The sequence below is a fragment of the Aeromicrobium sp. CF3.5 genome (genome assembly GCF_051262695.1).
In the GTDB taxonomy this organism is placed as follows: Bacteria; Actinomycetota; Actinomycetes; order Propionibacteriales; family Nocardioidaceae; genus Aeromicrobium.
Window position 1 is genome coordinate 317,434 of sequence record NZ_JBIMEZ010000002.1, and the last position, 19,772, is coordinate 337,205.

Genomic DNA, 19,772 nt, shown 5'->3' on the forward strand with positions numbered 1-19,772 from the left:
TGTTCCCACCTCGGCGCGGGCCGACTACTGTGACGCAGAGCGGGGACGAGCTCCGTCGCCATCGAGGGGTTCTGTTGAGACACGCCGTCAAGCTCCTCGTCCTCGCGATTCTCGCCCTCGTGATGCTCCCGGCAGGGTCCGCAGTCGCTGCGACTGACGACCGGCCTCTGGTGCGGGTCGGCACCGAGGGCACCTATCCGCCGTTCTCGTTCCACGAGTCCGAGAACAACGAGCTGACCGGCTTCGACATCGAGGTCATCCAGGCCGTGGCCGAGGAGGCCGGGTGGAGGCTGGAGTTCGTCGAGACGACCTTCGACGCGATCTTCGCCGCGCTCGAGGCCGACCGCATCGACGTCATCGCCAACCAGGTGACCGACAACCCCGAGCGTCAGGCGCGCTACGGCCTGTCCGACACCTACACGTACTCGCGCGGGGTGATCGTCGTGAAGGCCGGCACCACGGGCATCACGAAGCTCTCGGACCTGGAGGGCAAGACCACTGCCCAGTCCCTCACGACCAACTACGCCGAGCTGGCCCGCGAGGCGGGTGCCACGGTCGAGGGCGTCGAGGGCTTCCCGCAGGCGGCCGCCCTGGTGGTGCAGGGACGCGTGGACGCGCTCATCAACGACAACCTCGCGGCGCTGGACTACCTCAACACCACGGGCACCGACCAGGTCGAGATCTCCGGCACCGCTGGCGACGAGATCAGCGAGCAGAAGCTCGCCTTCCGCCAGGACGACACCGAGCTGCGGCAGCAGGCGAACGACGCCCTGGCCGCGCTCAAGGCCGACGGCACCCTGGCGGAGATCTCTCAGAAGTACTTCAAGATCGACGTCACGGTGCAGAACACCGGCGAGGCCGACCTCTCCGGCGGACGCGCGACACGCACCGACTGGGAGGTCGTCAAGGACGCGGCCGGGCCGATGCTGCGGGCCCTGGTGATCGCCACGATCCCCATCACGATCGTCAGCTTCGCCCTGGGTCTCGTGCTGGCCGTGGCGGCTGCACTGGCCAACATCTCGGGCAACCGGGTGCTCTCCGGGATCGCCCGCACCTACATCTCGATCATCCGCGGCACTCCCCTGCTGGTGCAGCTGTTCATCGTGTTCTACGGCCTGCCCGAGATCGGCATCGATCTCTCGCCGTGGCCGGCGGCGATCCTCGCGCTCAGCCTCAACGTCGGTGGCTATGCCGCCGAGATCGTGCGGTCAGCCATCCTCTCGGTGCCCCGCGGGCAGTTCGAGGCCGCCTCCACGATCGGCATGGGCTACTGGCAGAGCCTGCGACGCATCATCTTCCCGCAGGCGGCCCGCACCGCAGTGCCTCCCCTGTCGAACACGCTGATCTCGTTGCTCAAGGACACCTCCCTGCTGTCCGTGGTGCTGGTGACCGAGCTCCTCCGCGAGGCCTCGACCGCCGCCGCATCCGCTCAGATCTACCTGCCGCTGTACGCCGTCGCCGCCCTGTACTACTGGGTGGTGTGCGCCGGTCTCGCCGCAGGACAGGGCAAGATCGAAAACCGACTGAACAGGTTCGTGGCCTCATGACCGACCTTCCCACTCCCGACCGGACGAGCCCCGACCAGACCGACTCTGAGCCCATGGGCGACCTGCGCGCCCGGGCCCGTGGCATCGACAAGTCGTTCGGTGACAACCACGTGCTGCGCGGCATCGACTTCGACGCGGTCGCCGGCACGACCACGGCACTGCTGGGCCCCTCGGGGTCCGGCAAGACGACGATCCTGCGCACGCTCAACGTGCTGGAACGTCCCGACCACGGCACGATCCGCATCGACGACGTCGAGGTCGACTTCGGCGTCCTCCCACTCAAGGGCCAGGCAGCCCGGGAGCAGACCGCCAGCCTGCGGGCCCAGAGCGGCATGGTCTTCCAGTCACACAACCTCTTCCCGCACAAGACCGTGCTCGAGAACGTCATTGAGGGGCCGGTGCAGGTGCAGAAGCGCCCCGCGGACGAGGCAGTTGCCGAAGCCCGCGACCTCCTCGAGCAGGTCGGCCTCAGCGACAAATCCGACCAGCACCCCTTCCAGCTGTCGGGCGGTCAGCAGCAGCGCGTCGGCATCGCCCGGGCGCTCGCGCTCCGCCCCCGGATGGTGCTGTTCGACGAGCCCACCTCAGCCCTCGACCCTGAGCTGGTCGGCGAGGTGCTCGCGGTGATCAAGGACCTGGCCAGCGAGGGCTGGACCACCATGATCGTGACGCACGAGATTGGCTTCGCGGCGCAGGTCGCCGACCAGGTCCTGTTCCTCGACGGCGGCGTCGTCGTCGAGCACGGCACCCCGGCGCAGGTCATCGGCGACCCGCACGAGGATCGCACCCGCCAGTTCCTGAGTCGCATCCGGCGCGACTAGATTCTCCTGGCCTGACGCAGCGGGACGGGTTCGGCGCTTCGGCGAGTCCGCGTTTCGAGCAGTCAGATGCGATCAAGCGGCTCGTGCGGCGTTTCGGGCAGCTCCACCTCGATGACGTCGCCGCGCCTGACATCACCGCCGACGGCGACCACCCCCATGACCCCGGCCCTGCGGACCAGTGAGCCGTCGTCAGCGTGGTGCACCACGGCATTGAGCAGCCCGGGCATGAAGTCGTTGATCTGGCGGCATGGGTTGCGCAGGCCGGTCACCTCGACCACGGCCGACGGGCCGATGTGCAGGCGGGAGCCTCGCGGCAGCCGGAGCAGATCGAGGCCCGCCGTCGTGATGTTCTCACCGAGCTGACCGGCCCTAACGCTGAATCCGCTGTCCTCGAGCTCGTCGAACAGCTCTGCATGCATCAGGTGCACCTGACGCAGGTTCGGTTGGGTCGGATCGACGGCCACCCGGGATCGGTGCTGGACGGTCACCCGGGCATGCGCGTCATCGGCGATGCCAAGGCCAGCCAGCAGCTCGATGACGTCCGTGGTCGTCTTGCCGAATCGATGCTCTTCGTCGCGATTCACCGCCACCACCGTGGGCCTCATCCGCCCAGTATCACCACGAAGAGGAGCCGCATGAGTATCACCCCCGGGGCCCAGCGCGTGCGCAGGCTCAGGGTGCGGTCTGGGTGCCGGCTTCCCACGGATTCACGCATGCGACGCCGAGAGGTTCGAAGTGTCGCGTGTTGCGCGTTGCCACGGCCATCTCGGCGGACTGCGCGACGGCCGCAATGAGAGCGTCGTCGAGCGGGGCGCGTTCAGGAACACGATAGCTGGCCAGGATCCGCGCCGCAGGCAGGTCGAACGCCAGCACCCGTCCGGCAAAGGTGGGCAGGACGTTCTCCTCGAACCAACGGCGCAAGATCGTTCCCTGCCCGGCGTCGGAGCGCTCCTTGGCGATCACTCCTCGCTCGATCTCGGCGACTGTCATCGCCGCGACGAACAGGTCGCCGATGGGCATCGCTGCCGCCCAGGCCTCGACCGATGGGTTGCGGCCGCGGACTCGAAGCGCGGACACCACATTGGTGTCCAGAAGGTACTTCACAGATCCGCAGAGCGAGCCGTCAGGCCCAGCTGCTCGACACCACAGTCAATCTCGGCGCCCTCGTCGGTGCTCAGGAGATCGACGATGGTCGCAGGGTCACCCGCAAGTGCCTGGCTCAGGACATCGCGCACCTCCGCCTCGACAGACCGGTGACGCCGATCGGCACGGGCGCGTAGCGCGGCCTTCGTTCCTGCAGGAAGATTGCGGATCACGATCTGTTCCATTGCGGCACCTCCGATATCACGTTGATGATATCAGTTGCCACTCGTGTCGAACCCACGTCATCTGGAACGATCCGCGCCCTGGCGCTCAGATCAACCGGCGGTCGTTGGCCCAGCGGGTCAGCTCGTGGCGACTCGACAGCTGCAGCTTGCGCAGCACGCTGCTGACGTGGGTCTCCACGGTCTTGATCGAGATGAACAGGTCGGCGGCGACCTCCTTGTAGGCGTAGCCGCGGGCGATCAGGCGCATCACCTCGCGCTCGCGCTCGGTCAGGCGGTCGAGGTCCTCATCGACCTGCGCGACCTCGATGGTCCCCGCGAAGGCGTCGAGCACGAAGCCGGCCAGACGCGGTGAGAACACCGCGTCTCCCGACGCGACCCGCACGATGGCGTCGACGAGCTCGGGCCCGGAGATGTTCTTGGTGACATAGCCGCGGGCTCCGGCCCGGATGATGCCGATGACGTCCTCGGCGGCATCGCTGACCGACAGCGCGAGGAAGACGGTCTCGACACGACGCAGCTCCAGCTGGCGGATGACCTCCAGCCCTCCCCCGCCGGGCATGTGCACGTCGAGCAGCACGACGTCCGGCACCAGGTCGCTGATGATCCGCACCGCGCTGTCGACGTTCTCGGCCTCCCCGACCACATCGGCGGCCCCGGCGATCTCCGCGCGCACCCCGGTGCGGAACATCGCGTGGTCGTCGACGATCGCGACTCTGAGCCTGGTCATGTCGTGGCGCCTCTCGTGGTGGCCTGGTCGGTGGAGTGACGAACGCCCACCGTGAGTCGAACCTCGGTGCCCTGCCCCGGCGCCGTGCGGATCTCGGCCGAGCCGCCGTGACGCCGGACGCGTTCGAGGATCGACGCCCGCACGCCCATGCGGTCAGAGGACACCTGGTCGAGATCGAAGCCGACGCCGCGATCGCGCACGAACACCTGGGCCGACTCGCCGTCGGTCTCGGCGTAGACGTCGACCCGATCGACGCCCGCGTGCTTGGCCGCATTGACCATCGCCTCACGAGCCGCGCGCACCATCGCCGCGACGTCGGCATCGAGCGCGACATCGCCGACGACGACCGTCTCGATGGCCACGTGATGGGCGTTCTCGACCTCGGCTGCAGTGCCGCGCAACGATGCTGCGAACGACTCGCCGATCGTCTCGTCGGTCCCGTACAACCACGCCCGGAGCTCGCGCTCCTGTCGGCGGGCGAGGGTCGCCACCTGGGCGGGGTCGTCGGGATTCTTCTGCAGCAGGGCCAGGGTCTGCAGGACCGAGTCGTGCAGGTGGGCCGCGACGTCGGCGCGCTCCTGCGAGCGCACGCGTGCTCGTCGTTCGTCGCCCAGATCACTGACCAGCTGATGCAGCCAGGGCCCGAGAATCAGGGCCACGCCCAGCAGCGCGATGAGGACCGCGGAGCCGAGGTCGACGACCGCCCCCCATCCGCGATCCTGGGTGATCACGTAGACACCCGACAGCGCCACCATGGCCACCCCCGCGCCGATGCGTGCCGCGAAGGTGAGGCCACTGGTGCGCATCATCCAGCGCCCCAGCGAGGCGTCGTCGAACTGACGCCAGATCAGCGCGATCCCAACGATCGCGACCAGGATCGGCGCCAGCAACGACCCACTGATGCCGCGGCCCGTGGTCTGCAGGAACACCAGCACGCCGGCGCCGATGGCACCCAGGGCGAGCCCCTGCATCACGTCGGGAACCGCCGGACGAGACCGGGTCCGCAGGCCGCGGCGCGTGGCGGACTCCAGACCCGGGGACAGGTCGGCGTGCTCCAGAGCCATGAATCGCCACAGGAGCAGGTACGCGACGATGCCCGCGCCGTTGAACCAGGTGGCGACGATGAACGTGATCCGGACCGCCAGCACGGGAACCCCGAGGTGCTCGGCCAGACCCGTGCTGACTCCGGCCACCAGTCGACGCTCGGCCGGTCGGGTCGCACGACGGTACTCGTGCTCCCCGGATCCACGGTGTTCGCTCACACTTGATCGTCACACGCGCGCGGGTGGCCCCGCCACACCAGATGACCCGCGCCGGCCCCTGAGGTGACCCCGGGTCGAGATCAGGGAGGTACCCGATGTGCTCGCGATCGATACGCATCACCATGGAGTCATGAACGACACCAGCCCACCGACCGAGGACGACCCGTCCGGCGGCACTCCGCCAGGTGAGGACCGTGGCGCGACCGCCACCGATGACTCGACGACGAGCCGAATGCGCAGCGTGACCGAGGCCCGCCGCAGCACCAACGACCGCCTCGTGGGCGGCGTCTGCACCGGCCTGGCTCGGCACCTCGACGTCGACCCCGTGATCGTGCGGATCGCCTTCGCCGTGCTCACCTTCGTCGGCGGGGCCGGGATCATCATGTACGTCGCCGCTTGGTTCCTCCTGCCGAGCGACTCGGGCCCGAGCGTCGCCACCGACTGGTTCCGGCTCGACGAGAACGAGGAGAAGGTCCGCGTGGGCGGGCTGGTGCTGGCTGGCGTGGTGTCCGTTCTGGCGATCGTCGGCGACAGCGGCTGGGGGCCCGGCCTGGGCGGCGGCTGGTTGCTGATCCCCGCAGCGCTGCTGGTGTGGCTGTGCGTGATCCGTCCACGCCAACGGGCCATGACGAAGCCCGAACGACGCGAATGGGCCGACGACGTGGCTCAGGAGGCCCGGACTGCTGGGCGCGAGGCGGGCGATCGCGCTGGAGCATCCGCCACCGCGGTCGCCGACGAGTGGAACCAACGCCGGCGCGAACGGCACGCGCCACGATCGAGGGCACTGACCGGTCTGACCGTGTCGATCGTCGCGATCGCGATGGCCGTGACCCGGCTCGTCGCGGACTCCAACGGAGGAACTTCCTGGACCACCTACGTGCTCGTGGCCCTGGCGGTAATCGGTGCCGCGCTGCTGCTGAGCTCCTTCGTCGGTGAGGGCGGGCCACTGATCTGGATCGGGCTGGCGCTCGTCGTCGCGCTCGGCGTCGGGAGCACAGTGCCGAACCCGCGCATCGGCCAGCTCGATGTCGCGCCGAGAACGGCCGCCGAGGTCCAGACGCGCTACACGCACGGCATCGGTGATGTGCGGATCGACCTCAGCGAGGTCGACGACCCCCAGGGCCTGCTGGGTCGATCGGTCTCGGTCGACACCGGCATCGGGCAGACGACGGTCATCGTCCCGAACGGGCTGAACGTCGACGTCGAGGCTGATCTGCAGGCCGGCGAAGTCACCGTCCTCGGTCGCACGGCGAGCGGCAACGACACTGCACTCACATCCCCGGCCGGTCCCGGCCGGGCCCTGAACCTGACGATCGACCACACGATCGGCGACATCGAGGTGATCCGACAGTGAACCGTCATACATTCCGCTGGCAGGGGGCCGCCTTCGGCGCGTTCTTCCTCGCCGTCGCGGGCAACTGGGCCATCTGGCAGCAGGACCTGCTGACCCAGCGCGAGTTCAGTCTGAGTCTCAGCGTCGTGTTGATCGTGGCTGGGATCCTTGGAGTGATCCTCACCTTCTGGAAGCCTCGCCCACCGAGCACGACCACGAGTACGACCGACGCCACCGACACCACCCACCCCATGGAGGAATCTGATGAAGAAGCAACTGACCCGCAGCCGTGACCAGAAGTGGATCGCCGGCATCTGCGGCGGCATCGCCCGATCCACCGGCGTCGACGTGAACCTGATCCGCCTCCTGACCGTCGTGCTGACCCTGATCGGCGTCGGCACCGTGGTGGTCGTCTACATCGTGGCGTGGTTCCTGATGCCGCTGGACGATCTCAGCGGGCCGCCTGCCAGTCCTGCACCGCCTGCACCGCCGTCTGCGTGAAGTCGCTGAAGAAGCCGTCGACCCCGGCATCGAGGAAGAGCCTGTACTCGGCCGCGGCGTCGCCAGCGGCGCGGCGGTCCTGACCGAGCCGGAGGTCGAGCGGCAGGAAGTTGTTCTCATTGCGCATCGTCCAGACGTGCACGAGGAGGCCGTGGTCGTGCGCGCGTCCCACCAGTCCCGTCTCGCCGGCCAGCCGGTGCCCGGGATGTCGAGCGATGACCTGGCTCTTGTGTGGCCCGATGCCGTCGGCGTAGGTGGCGATCTCGGCCAGCCCGGCCGGAGTCGTCAGATCGGCGAAGGTGCGCGGATCACCCGCGTCGGCGAGGTCGAATGCCGCCCCTCGCAGGTCGATCAGCTGGAGGAGCTGGAGAGGGGTGCGATCGCGTAGCCGCTGGAGGTTGCCGACCTCCTTGGACTGGATCACCACCGGGCCGGACGCCTCGTTGATTCCCCTCCGATCGAACGTCTCGATCAGGCGGTCGTCCAGATCCAGGTCCAGACCGGCGAAGTAGGTGGGGTGCTTGGTCTCCACGCACACACCGATCGTTCGGCCCGTCGTGGCCGTGGCGCTCTCCGCGATGTCGAGCACCTCCTCGAAGGTGAGGATCTCCCCGTCCAGCGCCAGGTTCTGAGGGCGCAGGTCCGGCAGCCGCTCACGGGTGCGCAAGGACTTGAGCTCATCGAGGGTGAGGTCTTCGGTGAACCAGCCGCTGAGCGGGATCCCGTCGATGACCTTGGTGACCTTGCGGTCGGCGAACTCGGGCCGGTGGGCGATGTCGGTCGTGCCGCTGATCTCGTTCTCGTGCCGCACCACCAGGTGCCCGTCCCGCGAGCAGACCACGTCTGGCTCGATGTAGTTGGCGCCCTGCTCGATGGCGAGCTCATAGGAGGGCCGGGTGTGCTCCAGGCGAACGCCCGGGACACCGCGATGACCGATGACGATCGGCGCGGACATGTCCTTAGTCAAACATCCGTGGCCGTCGAATCGAGGGACCTGCGGCGAGCACGTCGAGCCCTACGGAGACTTGGGCAGCTGATCGGGGTCGTGCAGCTCGTGCAGCTCGGTGGCATCGGTGCCGGGCTCGAACTCATGACCGGTCAGGACCGCCCCCCGGGCGATCGCCATGCTGCCGACCGCAGAGGTCACCAGCTGAAGGCCGATCGCAAGAACGCCCTTGATGGTGTTGGACACGGACGGGTCGATCAGCACCACGCCGACCACGATGAACGACACGCCGATGCCTGCGGCCGTGGCCACGGCCGAGGTCCGCGTATAGGGGTCGAACAGGCTGATCAGACCGATCGCAGCCAGGATGAACACCAGGGCACCGGCGAGCAGGAAGATCTGCCCCAGCACCTCGAGGACTGTCGTCATGAGCTCGCCTCCGGCAAGGTAGTCATCGCCACCCCCGGGTGAGGGCGCGGGCCAGGGACACCGAGGACAGGAACGCCACGAGGGTGGCCACCAGCACCAGGTCGAGCGTGGCCGTGCTCTCGGCGCGCAACCCGATGAGGGCCACGAGTGCCACGAGAGCGAAGGTCAGCAGGTCCGAGGCGACCGCACGGTCGGCGGGCGTGGGGCCCACGACGATGCGGTACGCACTGAGCACTGAGGCGAAACCGCACGCCACGAGGGCGACATCGATGCCGATCATCGTCGATCCTTCACGGCGAAGGCGTGCAGCATCCGGTCCTCCATGTCGCTGAGCTCGGCCAGGGCCGAGGGATGGTCACGGTGGTACATCGAGTGCACCAACAGGCACCGGCCGCCGTCCTCACGGGGGACGACGCCCAGCGTCAACGTGCCCGGGGTCAACGTGATGAGCGTGCCGATCAGCGTCACCTCGGCGTCATTGCTCGACCGCAGGGGCAGGCGCACCACCCGTGCGGTGGCATCAGAGCCCGGGGTCGCGATGTCGTGCAGGATCGTGCGCGACGAGGCCAGGATCTGCCAGACGAACCACCCCGTGAAGACGAGCAGGCGTCCCGGCACGACGAGAACGCGCCTCATGACAGCACCGCCTCGACGTAGGCCGACGTGTCCAGCAGGCCGTCGGCAGCCACGGTGGTGAGGGACAGCAGACCCTCACCACCGATGCCCAGGGCGAGCGTGGCGACGGCGAGCACGAGTCCCGGACCGGCGAGTGCCAAGCCGACCTTTGCCGGTGCCTTGACCGATCCGCCCTCGAGTGACTCCACGTCATCGTGCTCGTCGTCGTGCTGCTGCGACATGAAGGTGGCATCCCAGATCTTCAGCACCGACAGCAAGGTCAGCAGGCTGACCCCGACGGCCACCGCCATGACGGCGTACTGGCGGGCGTCGGCGGCCGCGATGACGATGGCGACCTTGCCCACGAAGCCCGAGAACGGCGGCAGTCCGGCCAGAGAGATGGCCGCCATCAGGAAGGCGGTCGCCAGGACCGGTTCGCGCCGGGCGACGGCGCGGACGCCCCCGAGCCGGGAGCCGCCGTATCTGACCTCGACGGCGCCGGTGGTCATCAGCAGCGAGGCCATCACGATCATGTGGTGGATCAGGTAGAACAGGCCGGCGGCGATGCCCGCGCCGGTGAACAACGCCAGGCCGATCAGGACGTACCCGATGCCGCTGACCATGTTGAACACCAGGATCGAGCGCATCGACTGCTCGCCCACCGCACCGAGCACGCCGACGACCATCGTGAGGCTGAAGGCCACCAGCCCGATCCACAGGTATCGCTCGTCGCCGTCGAAGACCACCGAGTAGATGCGGTAGATGGCGTAGACCGCAACCTTGGTGTGCAGGCCGGAGAACAGCGCGGTCATGGCCGGAGACGTCGTGGGGTAGGCCTGTGCGAGCCAACCGTGGGCGGGGAACGTGGCCGCTTTCATCGACAGGGCGACCAGGCAGACCGCGGTCGCCGCGGCCACCGTCGGCGACTCCTCGGCGCGGCCGGCCAGCTCGCCGAGGTTGACGGTGCCGGCCGTGCCGTAGACGAATCCCACGCCCACCAGGAACACCGTGGACACGAACAGGTTGAAGGTCACGTAGAGGCGCGAGCCGCGCACCGACCGGTCGGTGCCCTTGAGCCGTCCGGCCAGGACGAGCAGGCCGTACGACGGCAGCAGCATGACCTCGATGAACACGAAGAGGTTGAAGAGGTCTGCGGTCAGCAGCGCACCGTTGACACCGGCGGCGACCACGAGGAGCAGCGGCGCGAACAGGGGTTCGCGGCCGGGTCCCGACGCGACGGCGAACCACGAGCACACGACGATCAGCAGCCCGGTCGCCGTCAACATCAGCGCCGTGAGCTGGTCGACCGCGAAGGGGATGGAGATGCCGGCCGGCCAGGAGCCGACCGCGTGGGACAGCACCTCGCCGTCCTGGGTCTCCACCACGAACATGACCGAGACGACCAGCAGTCCGATCAGCGTGACGAAGGCGATCGGCAGCACCCAGCGAGCGGTACGGGGAGCCATGGCGGTGAGCCCGGCCATCGCCAGGGGCACGCCGACCATCAGCGGAAGGATGATGTCGTTCATCGGGGACCGCCCTCCTCGAGGCCGGGTTCCTCGTCCTCACGACCGGTGACAGCCAGGACGAGCAGGTAGACGGTGATGGCGAAGGCGATCACGATCGCGGTCAGCACGAAGGCCTGGGGCAGGGCGTCGGCCACGACCGCAGGATCGAGGTCGCTACCCAGCGGCTCGACACGGCGGGCACTGCCACCGGCCGCGAACAGCGCGAGGTTGACCGCGTGGCTGAGCACCACGAAGCCCAGCACGACTCGCAGGAACGTCAGGTCAAGCAGCAGGTAGATGGCGCCGGCGGTCAGCACGCCGACAGTGAGCGCGAGGATCATGGCTGGCCCTCCTCGAAGGACGCGGTCTCGAGGGGCGCGGGCTCGTCGTCCTCGTCGTGATCGGTTGGTGCACCCAGCAGGTTGATCGCTGCGAGGACCACGCCGAACACGGCCAGGTAGACCCCGAGGTCGAACACCAGCGCGGTCGACGCCTCGTAGCCGAGCACCGTGAACTTGATCGGGTACAGGAACGACCCCTTCGCCAGGCCGACGAATCCGATGACGGCTGCCAGGAGCACACCGGATCCGGCGATCGCCAGGTAGGGCATGCGCCGCTGGGTCCAGCGGTCGCTGTAGGCCGAGAGATAGGCCGCACCGACCGCTGCCGCACCGATGAGCGCGGAGATGAATCCGCCACCGGGAGCGTCGTGGCCGCGCAGCAGCGCGTACAAGGAGAAACCGGCCATGATCGGCACCAGCACCCGCGCGAGCGTGCGCAGGAACACCAGGTTGTCGGTCGCGTCGTCCAGAGCGGTGTGGTCGATCGTCACCTCGGGTCCCTCGAGGGCGCGCCGCGAGCGCAGCAGCACCGACATCGCCAGCCCGGTGACGGCCAGCACCACGAGCTCGCCGAGGGTGTCGAGCGCTCGGAAGTCCACCAGGATCGAGTTCACCACGTTGGCGGCCCCGGTCTCGTTCTCGGCCTCGCGCAGGTAGTACTCGCCAGCCGGCGAGAGCGTGCTGCGGCCGGTGAGCGCGAGGGTCGCGATGGTCGCGGCGACTCCGCCCAGCACGGCGACCACTGCGGTGACGGCACGACGGCGGGGCGCGCGGGGTCGGAACGTCCGGGGCAGACGGCGCAGCACCATCACGATGATGACGACGGTCAGGAACTCCACGAGGAGCTGCGTCAGGGCCACGTCGGCGGCGCCCAGCACGAAGAACCAGAGGGCGACGCTGAACCCGACGATGCCCGCCGAGATGACGGCACCCATGCGACTACTCGACGCGATCACCGAGATGACGCCCACGGTGATGAGCAGCAGCAGACCGAAGTCGACGGGTTCGGACGCGGGCGCTCCCGAACGCCAGCCGCCGGTGGTGACCGCTGCTGCCGTTCCGGCCACTGCCACCAACGTGATGGGCACGGCGAGGTGGGCTGCTGGCTGATCGGTGCGGGTGAGGTCACCCACCCGGCGACCGCCGGCGACGATCAGGTCGTGCACCCGGTTGACCGCACCGACACCGGTGCCCGGGAAGAGCGGGCGATCCAGCAGGACGCCGACTCGCTGGCGACCGAGGATCAGGGCCAGGGCGATGCTCAGCACGACGACGGAGATCAGCAGGGCCGTGTTGAAGCCGTGCCACAGGTAGACCTCGGGAATCTCGCCCAGCGGCTCACCGCTGGCCGCAGCGGCGGCCGGGCGCACGAGGCCCTCGAGCAGCGGCGCGCCGAATCCCAGCAGCGCACCGCCCAGCGCGGAGACCGAGACCGCTGATGCCATCGAGACGGTGCCGCGTGGGGCGTTCAGCTTCATCGGGGAGCCGCCGAAGGTGTGCACCACGAGGCGCGCGCTGTAGCTGGCGGTGAACACGGCGGCCAGCGCGATGCCGGCCACGGCGAACCAAGCGCCTTCGTCGAGGCCGGCCTCGAAGATCGCCTCCTTGCTCACGAATCCGAGCAGCGGGGGTACGCCGGCCATGCTGAGCGCGGCGAGCGCCAGCATGAGCGAGGTCCACGGCATGGCACGCGCCAGGCCGTTCAGCTCGCGGATGTCGCGGGTCCCGCTGCGGCGTTCGATCAGGCCCACGTACATGAACCCGGCCGACTTGAACAGGGCGTGCGCGACGACGTGCACGCACGCAGCGAGCATCGCGTGCGAGCCGCCCACGCCGATGATGGCCACCAGCATGCCCAGCTGGCTGACGGTCGAGTAGGCGAGCAGCTCCTTGATGTCGGTGCGCTGCAGCGCGAACACGGCGGCCATCACCGAGGTCAGGACGCCGATGCCGATCAGGATGACGGGCCACGCGGGCGAGGCCGAGGCCGCGTCGGCGAAGCGCAGGAGCAGGTAGATGCCAGCCTTGACCATCGCGGCCGCGTGCAGGTAGGCACTCACGGGAGCAGGCGCCACCATGGCGTCGGGCAACCAGGCGTGGAACGGGAACTGGGCGGACTTGGTCAGCGCCGCGACGGCGACCAAGACCGCAGCCGACGTGGCGAAGGCCGGATCGGTGGTCCAGGCGTCGCTCGCGAGTGCGTCGGTCAGGTTGGTGGTGCCGGTGCGGGCGATGATCAGCGCGACGGCGCCGAGCAGGCACAGCCCGCCCATCGCGGTCACGAGCAGGGTGCGGGTGGCCGGCCGGACCGCCTGGGGACCGGACCGCAGGATCAGCAGGTACGAGCACAGCGTCGTCAGCTCCCACGCCACGAACAGCAGCACGAGGTCGTCGGCGAGGACGAGCACCAGCATGGCGGCGGCGAAGAAGACCATCAGCGTGTAGAAGGCCAGCGGCCGTTTCTCGGTGATGTAGCTGGCGCTGTAGAGCATCACCAGGGCACCGATACCCAGCACGACGACCGCGAACAGCAGGCCGAGCCCGTCCATGCGCAGGCTGAACGAGACGCCCAGCGACGGGATCCACGGAACGCTCTGCTCGAGCGATCCTGAGTTCCACACGGTCACGGCACCGGCGGTGCACGCGGCCAGACCTGCGGCGATCGGCCATCCGGCGCGAGGCCCGAGGGCCGAGGCGAGCACCGGCGCGAGGGCGACGAGGAGCGCGGCGGCACCGACGAGGATCAGCAGGCCCATGCAGCGGCCTTCCTCAGGTCGGTGGGGTGGTCAGCGAGGGTCACGGAAAACTCTTCGGGATCGACGACATGGCGCCGACCAGACTTCCCGGCTCACCGCAGACCAACCTATCGCAGCGCGTCGAACGCTCGAGAGGCGCTCGCGACGTCAGCAGCGATTCGGGCTTCAGCTGCTGGGCCCTGGGCGCAACGAGCCCGACCGTACGGCCTGGAGCACGAGCATGGGCTTCCTGCCGGGGCGAGCCGGACTTTTCTGGGGCCAGTCGCACCTAGGCGGCGCGGCCGAGCTCATTCCCACTCGATGGTGCCCGGGGGCTTGCTGGTGATGTCCAGCACCACCCGGTTGACCTCGCGAACCTCGTTGGTGATGCGCGTGGAGATCTTCTCCAGCACCTCGTGGGGAAGTCGGCTCCAGTCGGCGGTCATCGCGTCCTCGCTGGACACCGGCCGGAGCACGATGGGGTGGCCGTAGGTGCGGCCGTCGCCCTGCACGCCCACCGAGCGCACGTCGGCGAGCAGCACGACCGGGAACTGCCAGATCTCACCGTCGAGACCGGCTGATGCCGTCTCCTCGCGCACGATCGCGTCGGCCGCGCGCAGGATCGTCAGGCGGGACTCATCGACCGCGCCGACGATGCGGATGGCCAGGCCCGGCCCCGGGAAGGGATGCCGGCCCACGATCGCCTCGGGGATGCCCAGCTGACGCCCGACGTCGCGGACCTCGTCCTTGAACAGGGTGCGCAGCGGCTCGATGAGGCTGAACTCGAGGTCCTCGGGCAGGCCGCCCACGTTGTGGTGGCTCTTGATGTTCGAGGCGCCCTCGCCTCCACCGGACTCGACGACGTCGGGGTAGAGCGTGCCCTGGACCAAGAACTTGACCGGCGGTCCGGGCGTGGCCATCACCTCGCGCTCTGCGGCCTCGAAGACCCGGATGAACTCACGTCCGATGATCTTGCGCTTCTCCTCCGGGTCCGAGACACCCTCAAGGAATCCGAGGAACTGATCCTTGGCCTCGACCACCTTCAGGTCCACACCGGTCGCCTCGACGTAGTCGTGCTCGACCTGCTCGGCCTCACCCTCACGCAACAGGCCGTGGTCGACGAAGACCGCCGTCAGCTGATCGCCGATCGCGCGCTGCACCAGGGCCGTGGAGACCGCCGAGTCCACGCCACCGGACAGAGCGGAGATGACTCGAGAGTCGCCCACCTGCTCGCGGATCCGCTCGATCTGCTCCTCCGCGATGTTGCTGCTGGTCCAGGTCTGTCGGCAGCCAGCGATCTCGACCAGGAAGCGCTCGAGGACCTGCTGACCGTGCTCTGTGTGCATGACCTCGGGGTGCCACTGCACGCCGGCGAGTCGCTGGTCCAGGTGCTCGAAGGCTGCCACCGTCGCACGCGGCGACGTGGCGTTGACCGTGAAGCCCTCGGGCGCACCCACGACCTCGTCGCCGTGCGACATCCACGACGTGAGCGTGTCCGGCAGGTCCGACAGCAACGTGCCCGGGTCGCTGATCGTGACCGTGGTGCGGCCGTACTCGCGTTGCCCGGTGTGGGCGACCGATCCGCCCAGCGCCTGCGCCATGGCCATGAAGCCGTAACAGATGCCGAACACAGGAACTGCTGCGTCGAACATCGCCGGATCCAGCTGGGGTGCCCCGGGCTCGTAGACCGACGACGGCCCGCCGGACAGCACGATCGCGGCCGGCTTCTTGGCCAGCATCTCGTCGACCGGCATGGTGCTGGGCACGATCTCGGAGTACACCCGGGCCTCGCGGACCCGTCGGGCGATGAGCTGGGCGTACTGCGCCCCGAAGTCGACGACGAGCACGAGGTCATGGTCTGCGGTCACCGGTCCATCGTAGGACCCGCGTCCCGCGCCGAATCAGCGGTCAGCAGCGTGCTGAGAAATCTTTTCCCGAACCGCGTAACCCCACGCGACACCCTTCGTTAGATGGGGTGATCCGACACACTCCCTCCCGTCGGATCTTGTGCTGCTCCTCGTGGCACTACAGAACCCGGCCCGTGATCTCCCTCCCGGCCGGGTTCTGTGCGTTGCGCGAGTCGCTACGCTCCCCGCACCAGCGGCTCGCCCCTCGCCGCTGCCGGGCTTCGCCCGGGCAACTGCCTCGCTTCGCTCGGCTTATGGTCACCAGACCTAGTGAACAGGTGGCGTGTTGGTGCCCTATCGGGGTGAGATCTGGCGCCATCCCGGCCCGGTCAGGTAGTCCTTGCGCTGTTCGGGCGTGAGCTCCTCGCTGGTGTCCGGTCCGAAGTCGCCTGCGCTTAGATCAATCACCTTCCAGTGCCCATCGGCCCAGACGACATCGATACGTGTCTTGTACCAGCTGTAGAGCTCGAACGGATCTGAAACGAAGGCGGCGGCAATCTCGACGTTGACCCGATCAGGCTGTCCGCTCGCCGGACGGACGCTGGAGCGAATCCACTGGCTGCGAGTGGCGTCCCAGCGTCGCTCCGCGCCCAGGGTTTGCTGGCCCTGCAAATCGGATGCGATGAAGTTTCGGATGGCCGGGCTCATCTGGGCGGACGCAACCTCGGAGAGAACAGCCTCCATGTCTGTGTCTGGCCGCGCATCGATGTAGAGCTGCGAGAACTCCAACGCAAACTGCTCGGCATCTCGTCGCGTTCTCGACACCTTGGCGGCCGCGACGGTCCTGCTCGCCGAGGCCACCGAGCGCAGTGGTCGCGGCACCTCGTCCACTGTCGTGGCAACCTCAACCGGCTGCAGCGACGGCTCAGTCATCGTGCTGCCATCGGGGTTCGACTGCGAGGGGGCCGAGTCGGCAGACCCTCGGTCAGCGATGCACCCGGCCGTCAGCAACACCCGACCATCAGCGCCAAGACGAACTGTCGAGGGACCTCATGCCGTCATCTTGCCAGCGCTCGGTATCGGGTGAACTCACCCACTCGTCGATCCCGCCTGTGCAGGCGAGACCAAGATCTTCGGTCGAGGCTGCGCACGTGGTGAACAGGTGGCGTGTTGGTGCCCTATCGGGGTGAGATCTGGCGCCATCCCGGCCCGGTCAGGTAGTCCTTGCGCTGTTCGGGCGTGAGCTCCTCGGTGGTGTCCGGTCCGAAGTCGCCTGCGCTTAGATCGATCACCTTCCACTGCCCATCGGCCCAGACGACATCGATACGTGTCTTGTGCCAGGTGTAGAGGTCGAGCGGATCTGAAACGAAGGCGGCGGCGATCTCGACATTGACCCGATCAGGCTGTCCGCTCGCCGGACGAACGCTGGAGCGAATCCACTGGCTGCGCGTGGCGTCCCACCGTCGCTCTGCGCCCAGGCTTTGCTGGCCCTGCAGATCGGATGCGATGAAGTCTCGGATGGCCGGGCTCATCTGGGCGGACGCAATCTCGGAGAGGACAGCCTCCATGTCTGTGTCTGGTCGCGCATCGATGTAGAGCTGCGAGAACTCCAACGCAAACTGCTCAGCATCTCGTCGCGTCTGCGACGTCTCAGCAGCCGCGACGGTCCTGCTCGCGGAGGCCACCGGCTGCAGTGGTCGCGGCACCTCGTCCACTGTCGTGGCATCCTCAACCGGCTCCAACAAGGGCTCAATCATCGTGCTGCCATCTGAGCTCGACTCTGAGGGGACCGAACCGGCAGACCCCTGGTCAGCGGTGCACCCGGCCGTCAGCAACACCCCGACCATCAGCGCCGTGGCGATCTGTCGAGGGTGTCTCATGCCGTCATCTTGCCAGCGCACGGAATCGAGTGAACTCACCCACTGGTCGATCCCGCCTGTGCGGGCGAGACCTGAATCCTTCGGCCGGGGCTGCATGATCGCCGGGGAGCGGAGCGACCGTGGCGCGAAGCCCGAGGCGAACCGCATCCGAGAAAGCGAGCGACGCCGCTCCCCTGCGAGCCTCGGTCAGCTGACGCCGACGATGGGCAGGCGCAGGGCCGCCGGGGCCTCGTCGGGCACGAGCGGGGACTTCGGGGCGACCGGCTCGAGCCGGCGGTATTGCTCCCCCATCGCGGGCCGCGTGTCCTCCTCGCCCTTGTTGGGCCAGAACGACATGGCGCGCTCGGCCTGCGCCGTGATGGTCAAGGAAGGGTTGACGCCGAGGTTGGCGGTGATGGCCGACCCGTCGATGACGTGCAGGCCCTCGTGGCCGAACAGGCGCTGGAACGGGTCGATCACTCCCGACTCGGGCGAGTCACCGATCGTGCAGCCTCCCATGAAGTGCGCGGTCAGAGGCACGTTGAACGGCTCGCCGATGCTGCCGCCCGGCGTGCCCTTCATGTGGGTGGCCATGCGCTGCACGGCCTCGTGTCCCTCGGCGATGAACGCTGGGTTCGGGGCACCGTGCCCCTGCCGGGACGTGAGTCGCTTGCGACCCGTGACCCTGCCCATCAACGTGGGCCTGGTGAACGTGGTGATCGAGTTGTCGTGGGTCTGCATCACGAGAGCGATGATCGTGCGCTCGGACCAGTGCCGCAGGTCGTAGAGCTTGAACAGCTTGGTCTTCTGCTTCCACATCTCGCCCAGCCACACCCGCCAGCGCGGCGCGCTGCCGCTGCCGTCGGTCAACACGGTCTGCATCAACGACATCGCGTTCGAACCGCGGCCGTAGCGACACGGCTCGACGTGCGTGTGCCGGTCAGGATGGAACGACGAGGTGATCGCGACGCCCTCGCTGTAGTCGATGTCGTCACCGTCGGCGATCGAGCCGAGCAGAGCTTCGGAATTGGTGCGGGTCAACATGCCAAGACGCGGCGAGACGTGCGGCAGCGAGCCGTTGTCGCGCATGCGGTGCAGGAGCTTCTGCGTTCCCATGGTGCTGGCCGCGAACACGACCTCGCGGGCCCGGATCGTGCCGTGCGGGCGGAAACGCCGGTTGGTGCGGCGGGTCTCGATCTCGTAACCCGCCGGTGACGCGGAGTCGCCGCCGAGCGGACGAACATCGGTGACGGTCGTCATCGCACGCACCTCGGCACCGCCCTTCTCGGCGAGGTACAGGTAGTTCTTGACCAGGGTGTTCTTCGCGTTGTGCCGGCACCCGGTCATGCACTCGCCGCAGTTGATGCAGGCATTGCGCTCGGGGCCAGCCCCACCGAAATACGGGTCGGCGACCTTCTCGCCCTCCGTGCCGAACAGCACGCCGACCGGGGTGTGGTGGAAGGTGCCGCCCACGCCCATGTCGTCGGCGACGTGCTTCAGCACGCGGTCCGCGGGCGTCTCGTAGGGGTAGACCGTGACGCCGAGCATGCGCTTCGCCTGGTCGTAGTAGGGCGCGAGCTCGGCGCGCCAGTCGGTGATGTGCCCCCACGCCGCATCCTTGTAGAACGGATCCAGCGGTTCGTACAGCGTGTTGGCATAGACCAACGAACCGCCGCCCACACCCGCACCCGACAGGATCAGGACGTCCTTGAGCTTGTCGATGCGCTGGATGCCGTAGCACCCGATCTGCGGCATCCACAAGAACTTGCGCAGTCGCCAGGAGTTCTTGGCGAAGTCGGCGTCCTCGAACCGCTTTCCGGCCTCGAGCACGAGCACCTTGTAGCCCTTCTCGACCAGGCGCAGGGCCGAGACGCTGCCACCGAAGCCCGAGCCGATCACGACCACGTCGTAGTCGTAGTCGTCCAGATCGGCGTCTCGGCGGCTCATACCTGGAGTATGCCACCGGGGATGGC

General features: G+C 68.3%; 21 protein-coding genes. 5 read left to right on the forward strand and 16 right to left on the reverse strand.

The annotated features are described in order from the left end of the window. Positions 1 to 74 precede the first annotated feature (74 nt). On the forward strand, positions 75 to 1,547 hold the full coding sequence (locus tag ACHAA3_RS05080) for an ABC transporter substrate-binding protein/permease (RefSeq protein ID WP_435707860.1): 1,473 nt from the start codon (positions 75 to 77) through the stop codon (positions 1,545 to 1,547). Then, entirely contained in the window at positions 1,544 to 2,368 is an 825-nt protein-coding gene (locus ACHAA3_RS05085) for an amino acid ABC transporter ATP-binding protein (RefSeq protein ID WP_435707861.1), read from the forward strand. The genes ACHAA3_RS05080 and ACHAA3_RS05085 overlap by 4 nt, the downstream gene beginning before the upstream one ends. A gap of 62 nt (positions 2,369 to 2,430) precedes the next feature. Here ACHAA3_RS05085 and ACHAA3_RS05090 read toward each other — a convergent pair whose 3' ends face one another. The 5 genes from ACHAA3_RS05090 to ACHAA3_RS05110 form a co-directional block, all read right to left on the reverse strand. After that, the gene (locus ACHAA3_RS05090) at positions 2,431 to 2,952 is read right to left on the reverse strand and encodes an MOSC domain-containing protein (protein ID WP_435707862.1); all 522 of its coding nucleotides are present in this window, start codon (positions 2,950 to 2,952) and stop codon (positions 2,431 to 2,433) included. A gap of 88 nt (positions 2,953 to 3,040) precedes the next feature. Then, positions 3,041 to 3,472, reverse strand: coding sequence for a type II toxin-antitoxin system VapC family toxin (locus ACHAA3_RS05095; protein ID WP_435707863.1), 432 nt, complete (start codon positions 3,470 to 3,472; stop codon positions 3,041 to 3,043). Further along, the gene (locus tag ACHAA3_RS05100) at positions 3,469 to 3,696 is read right to left on the reverse strand and encodes a FitA-like ribbon-helix-helix domain-containing protein (protein ID WP_435707864.1); all 228 of its coding nucleotides are present in this window, start codon (positions 3,694 to 3,696) and stop codon (positions 3,469 to 3,471) included. Before ACHAA3_RS05100 ends, ACHAA3_RS05095 begins: the two co-directional genes overlap by 4 nt. 85 nt (positions 3,697 to 3,781) lie before the next feature. Next, the gene (locus tag ACHAA3_RS05105; protein ID WP_435707865.1) at positions 3,782 to 4,423 is read right to left on the reverse strand and encodes a response regulator; all 642 of its coding nucleotides are present in this window, start codon (positions 4,421 to 4,423) and stop codon (positions 3,782 to 3,784) included. Next, positions 4,420 to 5,685, reverse strand: a complete 1,266-nt coding sequence (locus ACHAA3_RS05110; protein WP_435707866.1) for an ATP-binding protein — start codon at positions 5,683 to 5,685, stop codon at positions 4,420 to 4,422. The genes ACHAA3_RS05105 and ACHAA3_RS05110 overlap by 4 nt, the downstream gene beginning before the upstream one ends. A gap of 130 nt (positions 5,686 to 5,815) precedes the next feature. Here ACHAA3_RS05110 and ACHAA3_RS05115 point away from each other — a divergent pair, with 130 nt between their 5' ends. From ACHAA3_RS05115 to ACHAA3_RS05125, 3 genes are read left to right on the forward strand one after another with little or no spacing between them, the layout of a single operon-like run. Beyond that, positions 5,816 to 7,039, forward strand: a complete 1,224-nt coding sequence (locus ACHAA3_RS05115; protein WP_435707867.1) for a PspC domain-containing protein — start codon at positions 5,816 to 5,818, stop codon at positions 7,037 to 7,039. Continuing rightward, positions 7,036 to 7,311, forward strand: a complete 276-nt coding sequence (locus ACHAA3_RS05120) for a hypothetical protein (protein ID WP_435707868.1) — start codon at positions 7,036 to 7,038, stop codon at positions 7,309 to 7,311. The genes ACHAA3_RS05115 and ACHAA3_RS05120 overlap by 4 nt, the downstream gene beginning before the upstream one ends. Then, the gene (locus tag ACHAA3_RS05125; protein ID WP_435707869.1) at positions 7,283 to 7,519 is read left to right on the forward strand and encodes a PspC domain-containing protein; all 237 of its coding nucleotides are present in this window, start codon (positions 7,283 to 7,285) and stop codon (positions 7,517 to 7,519) included. The genes ACHAA3_RS05120 and ACHAA3_RS05125 overlap by 29 nt, the downstream gene beginning before the upstream one ends. Here the strand turns inward: ACHAA3_RS05125 and ACHAA3_RS05130 are convergent. The 11 genes from ACHAA3_RS05130 to ACHAA3_RS05180 form a co-directional block, all read right to left on the reverse strand. Next, on the reverse strand, positions 7,470 to 8,474 hold the full coding sequence (locus ACHAA3_RS05130; protein ID WP_435707870.1) for a glycerophosphodiester phosphodiesterase family protein: 1,005 nt from the start codon (positions 8,472 to 8,474) through the stop codon (positions 7,470 to 7,472). The genes ACHAA3_RS05125 and ACHAA3_RS05130 overlap by 50 nt on opposite strands. A 60-nt stretch (positions 8,475 to 8,534) precedes the next feature. Next, complete coding sequence (locus ACHAA3_RS05135) at positions 8,535 to 8,894, reverse strand: cation:proton antiporter (RefSeq protein WP_435707871.1); 360 nt, start codon at positions 8,892 to 8,894, stop codon at positions 8,535 to 8,537. A gap of 22 nt (positions 8,895 to 8,916) precedes the next feature. Continuing rightward, positions 8,917 to 9,174: a monovalent cation/H+ antiporter complex subunit F gene (locus tag ACHAA3_RS05140; protein WP_435707872.1), complete on the reverse strand. Its 258-nt coding sequence runs from the start codon at positions 9,172 to 9,174 to the stop codon at positions 8,917 to 8,919. Then, positions 9,171 to 9,530 carry a Na+/H+ antiporter subunit E gene (locus ACHAA3_RS05145; protein ID WP_435707873.1) on the reverse strand — a complete coding sequence of 120 codons (360 nt, stop codon included), beginning with the start codon at positions 9,528 to 9,530 and terminating at the stop codon, positions 9,171 to 9,173. The genes ACHAA3_RS05140 and ACHAA3_RS05145 overlap by 4 nt, the downstream gene beginning before the upstream one ends. Beyond that, positions 9,527 to 11,038 (reverse strand): monovalent cation/H+ antiporter subunit D family protein, encoded by a 1,512-nt coding sequence (locus ACHAA3_RS05150; RefSeq protein WP_435707874.1) that lies wholly within the window; start codon positions 11,036 to 11,038, stop codon positions 9,527 to 9,529. The genes ACHAA3_RS05145 and ACHAA3_RS05150 overlap by 4 nt, the downstream gene beginning before the upstream one ends. Next, positions 11,035 to 11,358 (reverse strand): sodium:proton antiporter, encoded by a 324-nt coding sequence (locus ACHAA3_RS05155; protein ID WP_435707875.1) that lies wholly within the window; start codon positions 11,356 to 11,358, stop codon positions 11,035 to 11,037. Before ACHAA3_RS05155 ends, ACHAA3_RS05150 begins: the two co-directional genes overlap by 4 nt. After that, on the reverse strand, positions 11,355 to 14,114 hold the full coding sequence (locus ACHAA3_RS05160; RefSeq protein WP_435707876.1) for a DUF4040 family protein: 2,760 nt from the start codon (positions 14,112 to 14,114) through the stop codon (positions 11,355 to 11,357). The genes ACHAA3_RS05155 and ACHAA3_RS05160 overlap by 4 nt, the downstream gene beginning before the upstream one ends. Positions 14,115 to 14,401: 287 nt before the next feature. Beyond that, on the reverse strand, positions 14,402 to 15,961 hold the full coding sequence (guaA, locus tag ACHAA3_RS05165; RefSeq protein ID WP_435707877.1) for a glutamine-hydrolyzing GMP synthase: 1,560 nt from the start codon (positions 15,959 to 15,961) through the stop codon (positions 14,402 to 14,404). A gap of 333 nt (positions 15,962 to 16,294) precedes the next feature. Continuing rightward, complete coding sequence (locus ACHAA3_RS05170) at positions 16,295 to 16,831, reverse strand: hypothetical protein (protein WP_435707878.1); 537 nt, start codon at positions 16,829 to 16,831, stop codon at positions 16,295 to 16,297. A gap of 287 nt (positions 16,832 to 17,118) precedes the next feature. Then, the gene (locus tag ACHAA3_RS05175) at positions 17,119 to 17,820 is read right to left on the reverse strand and encodes a hypothetical protein (RefSeq protein ID WP_435707879.1); all 702 of its coding nucleotides are present in this window, start codon (positions 17,818 to 17,820) and stop codon (positions 17,119 to 17,121) included. Positions 17,821 to 18,006: 186 nt separating this feature from the next. After that, on the reverse strand, positions 18,007 to 19,746 hold the full coding sequence (locus ACHAA3_RS05180) for an FAD-dependent oxidoreductase (RefSeq protein WP_435707880.1): 1,740 nt from the start codon (positions 19,744 to 19,746) through the stop codon (positions 18,007 to 18,009). Positions 19,747 to 19,772 lie beyond the last annotated feature (26 nt).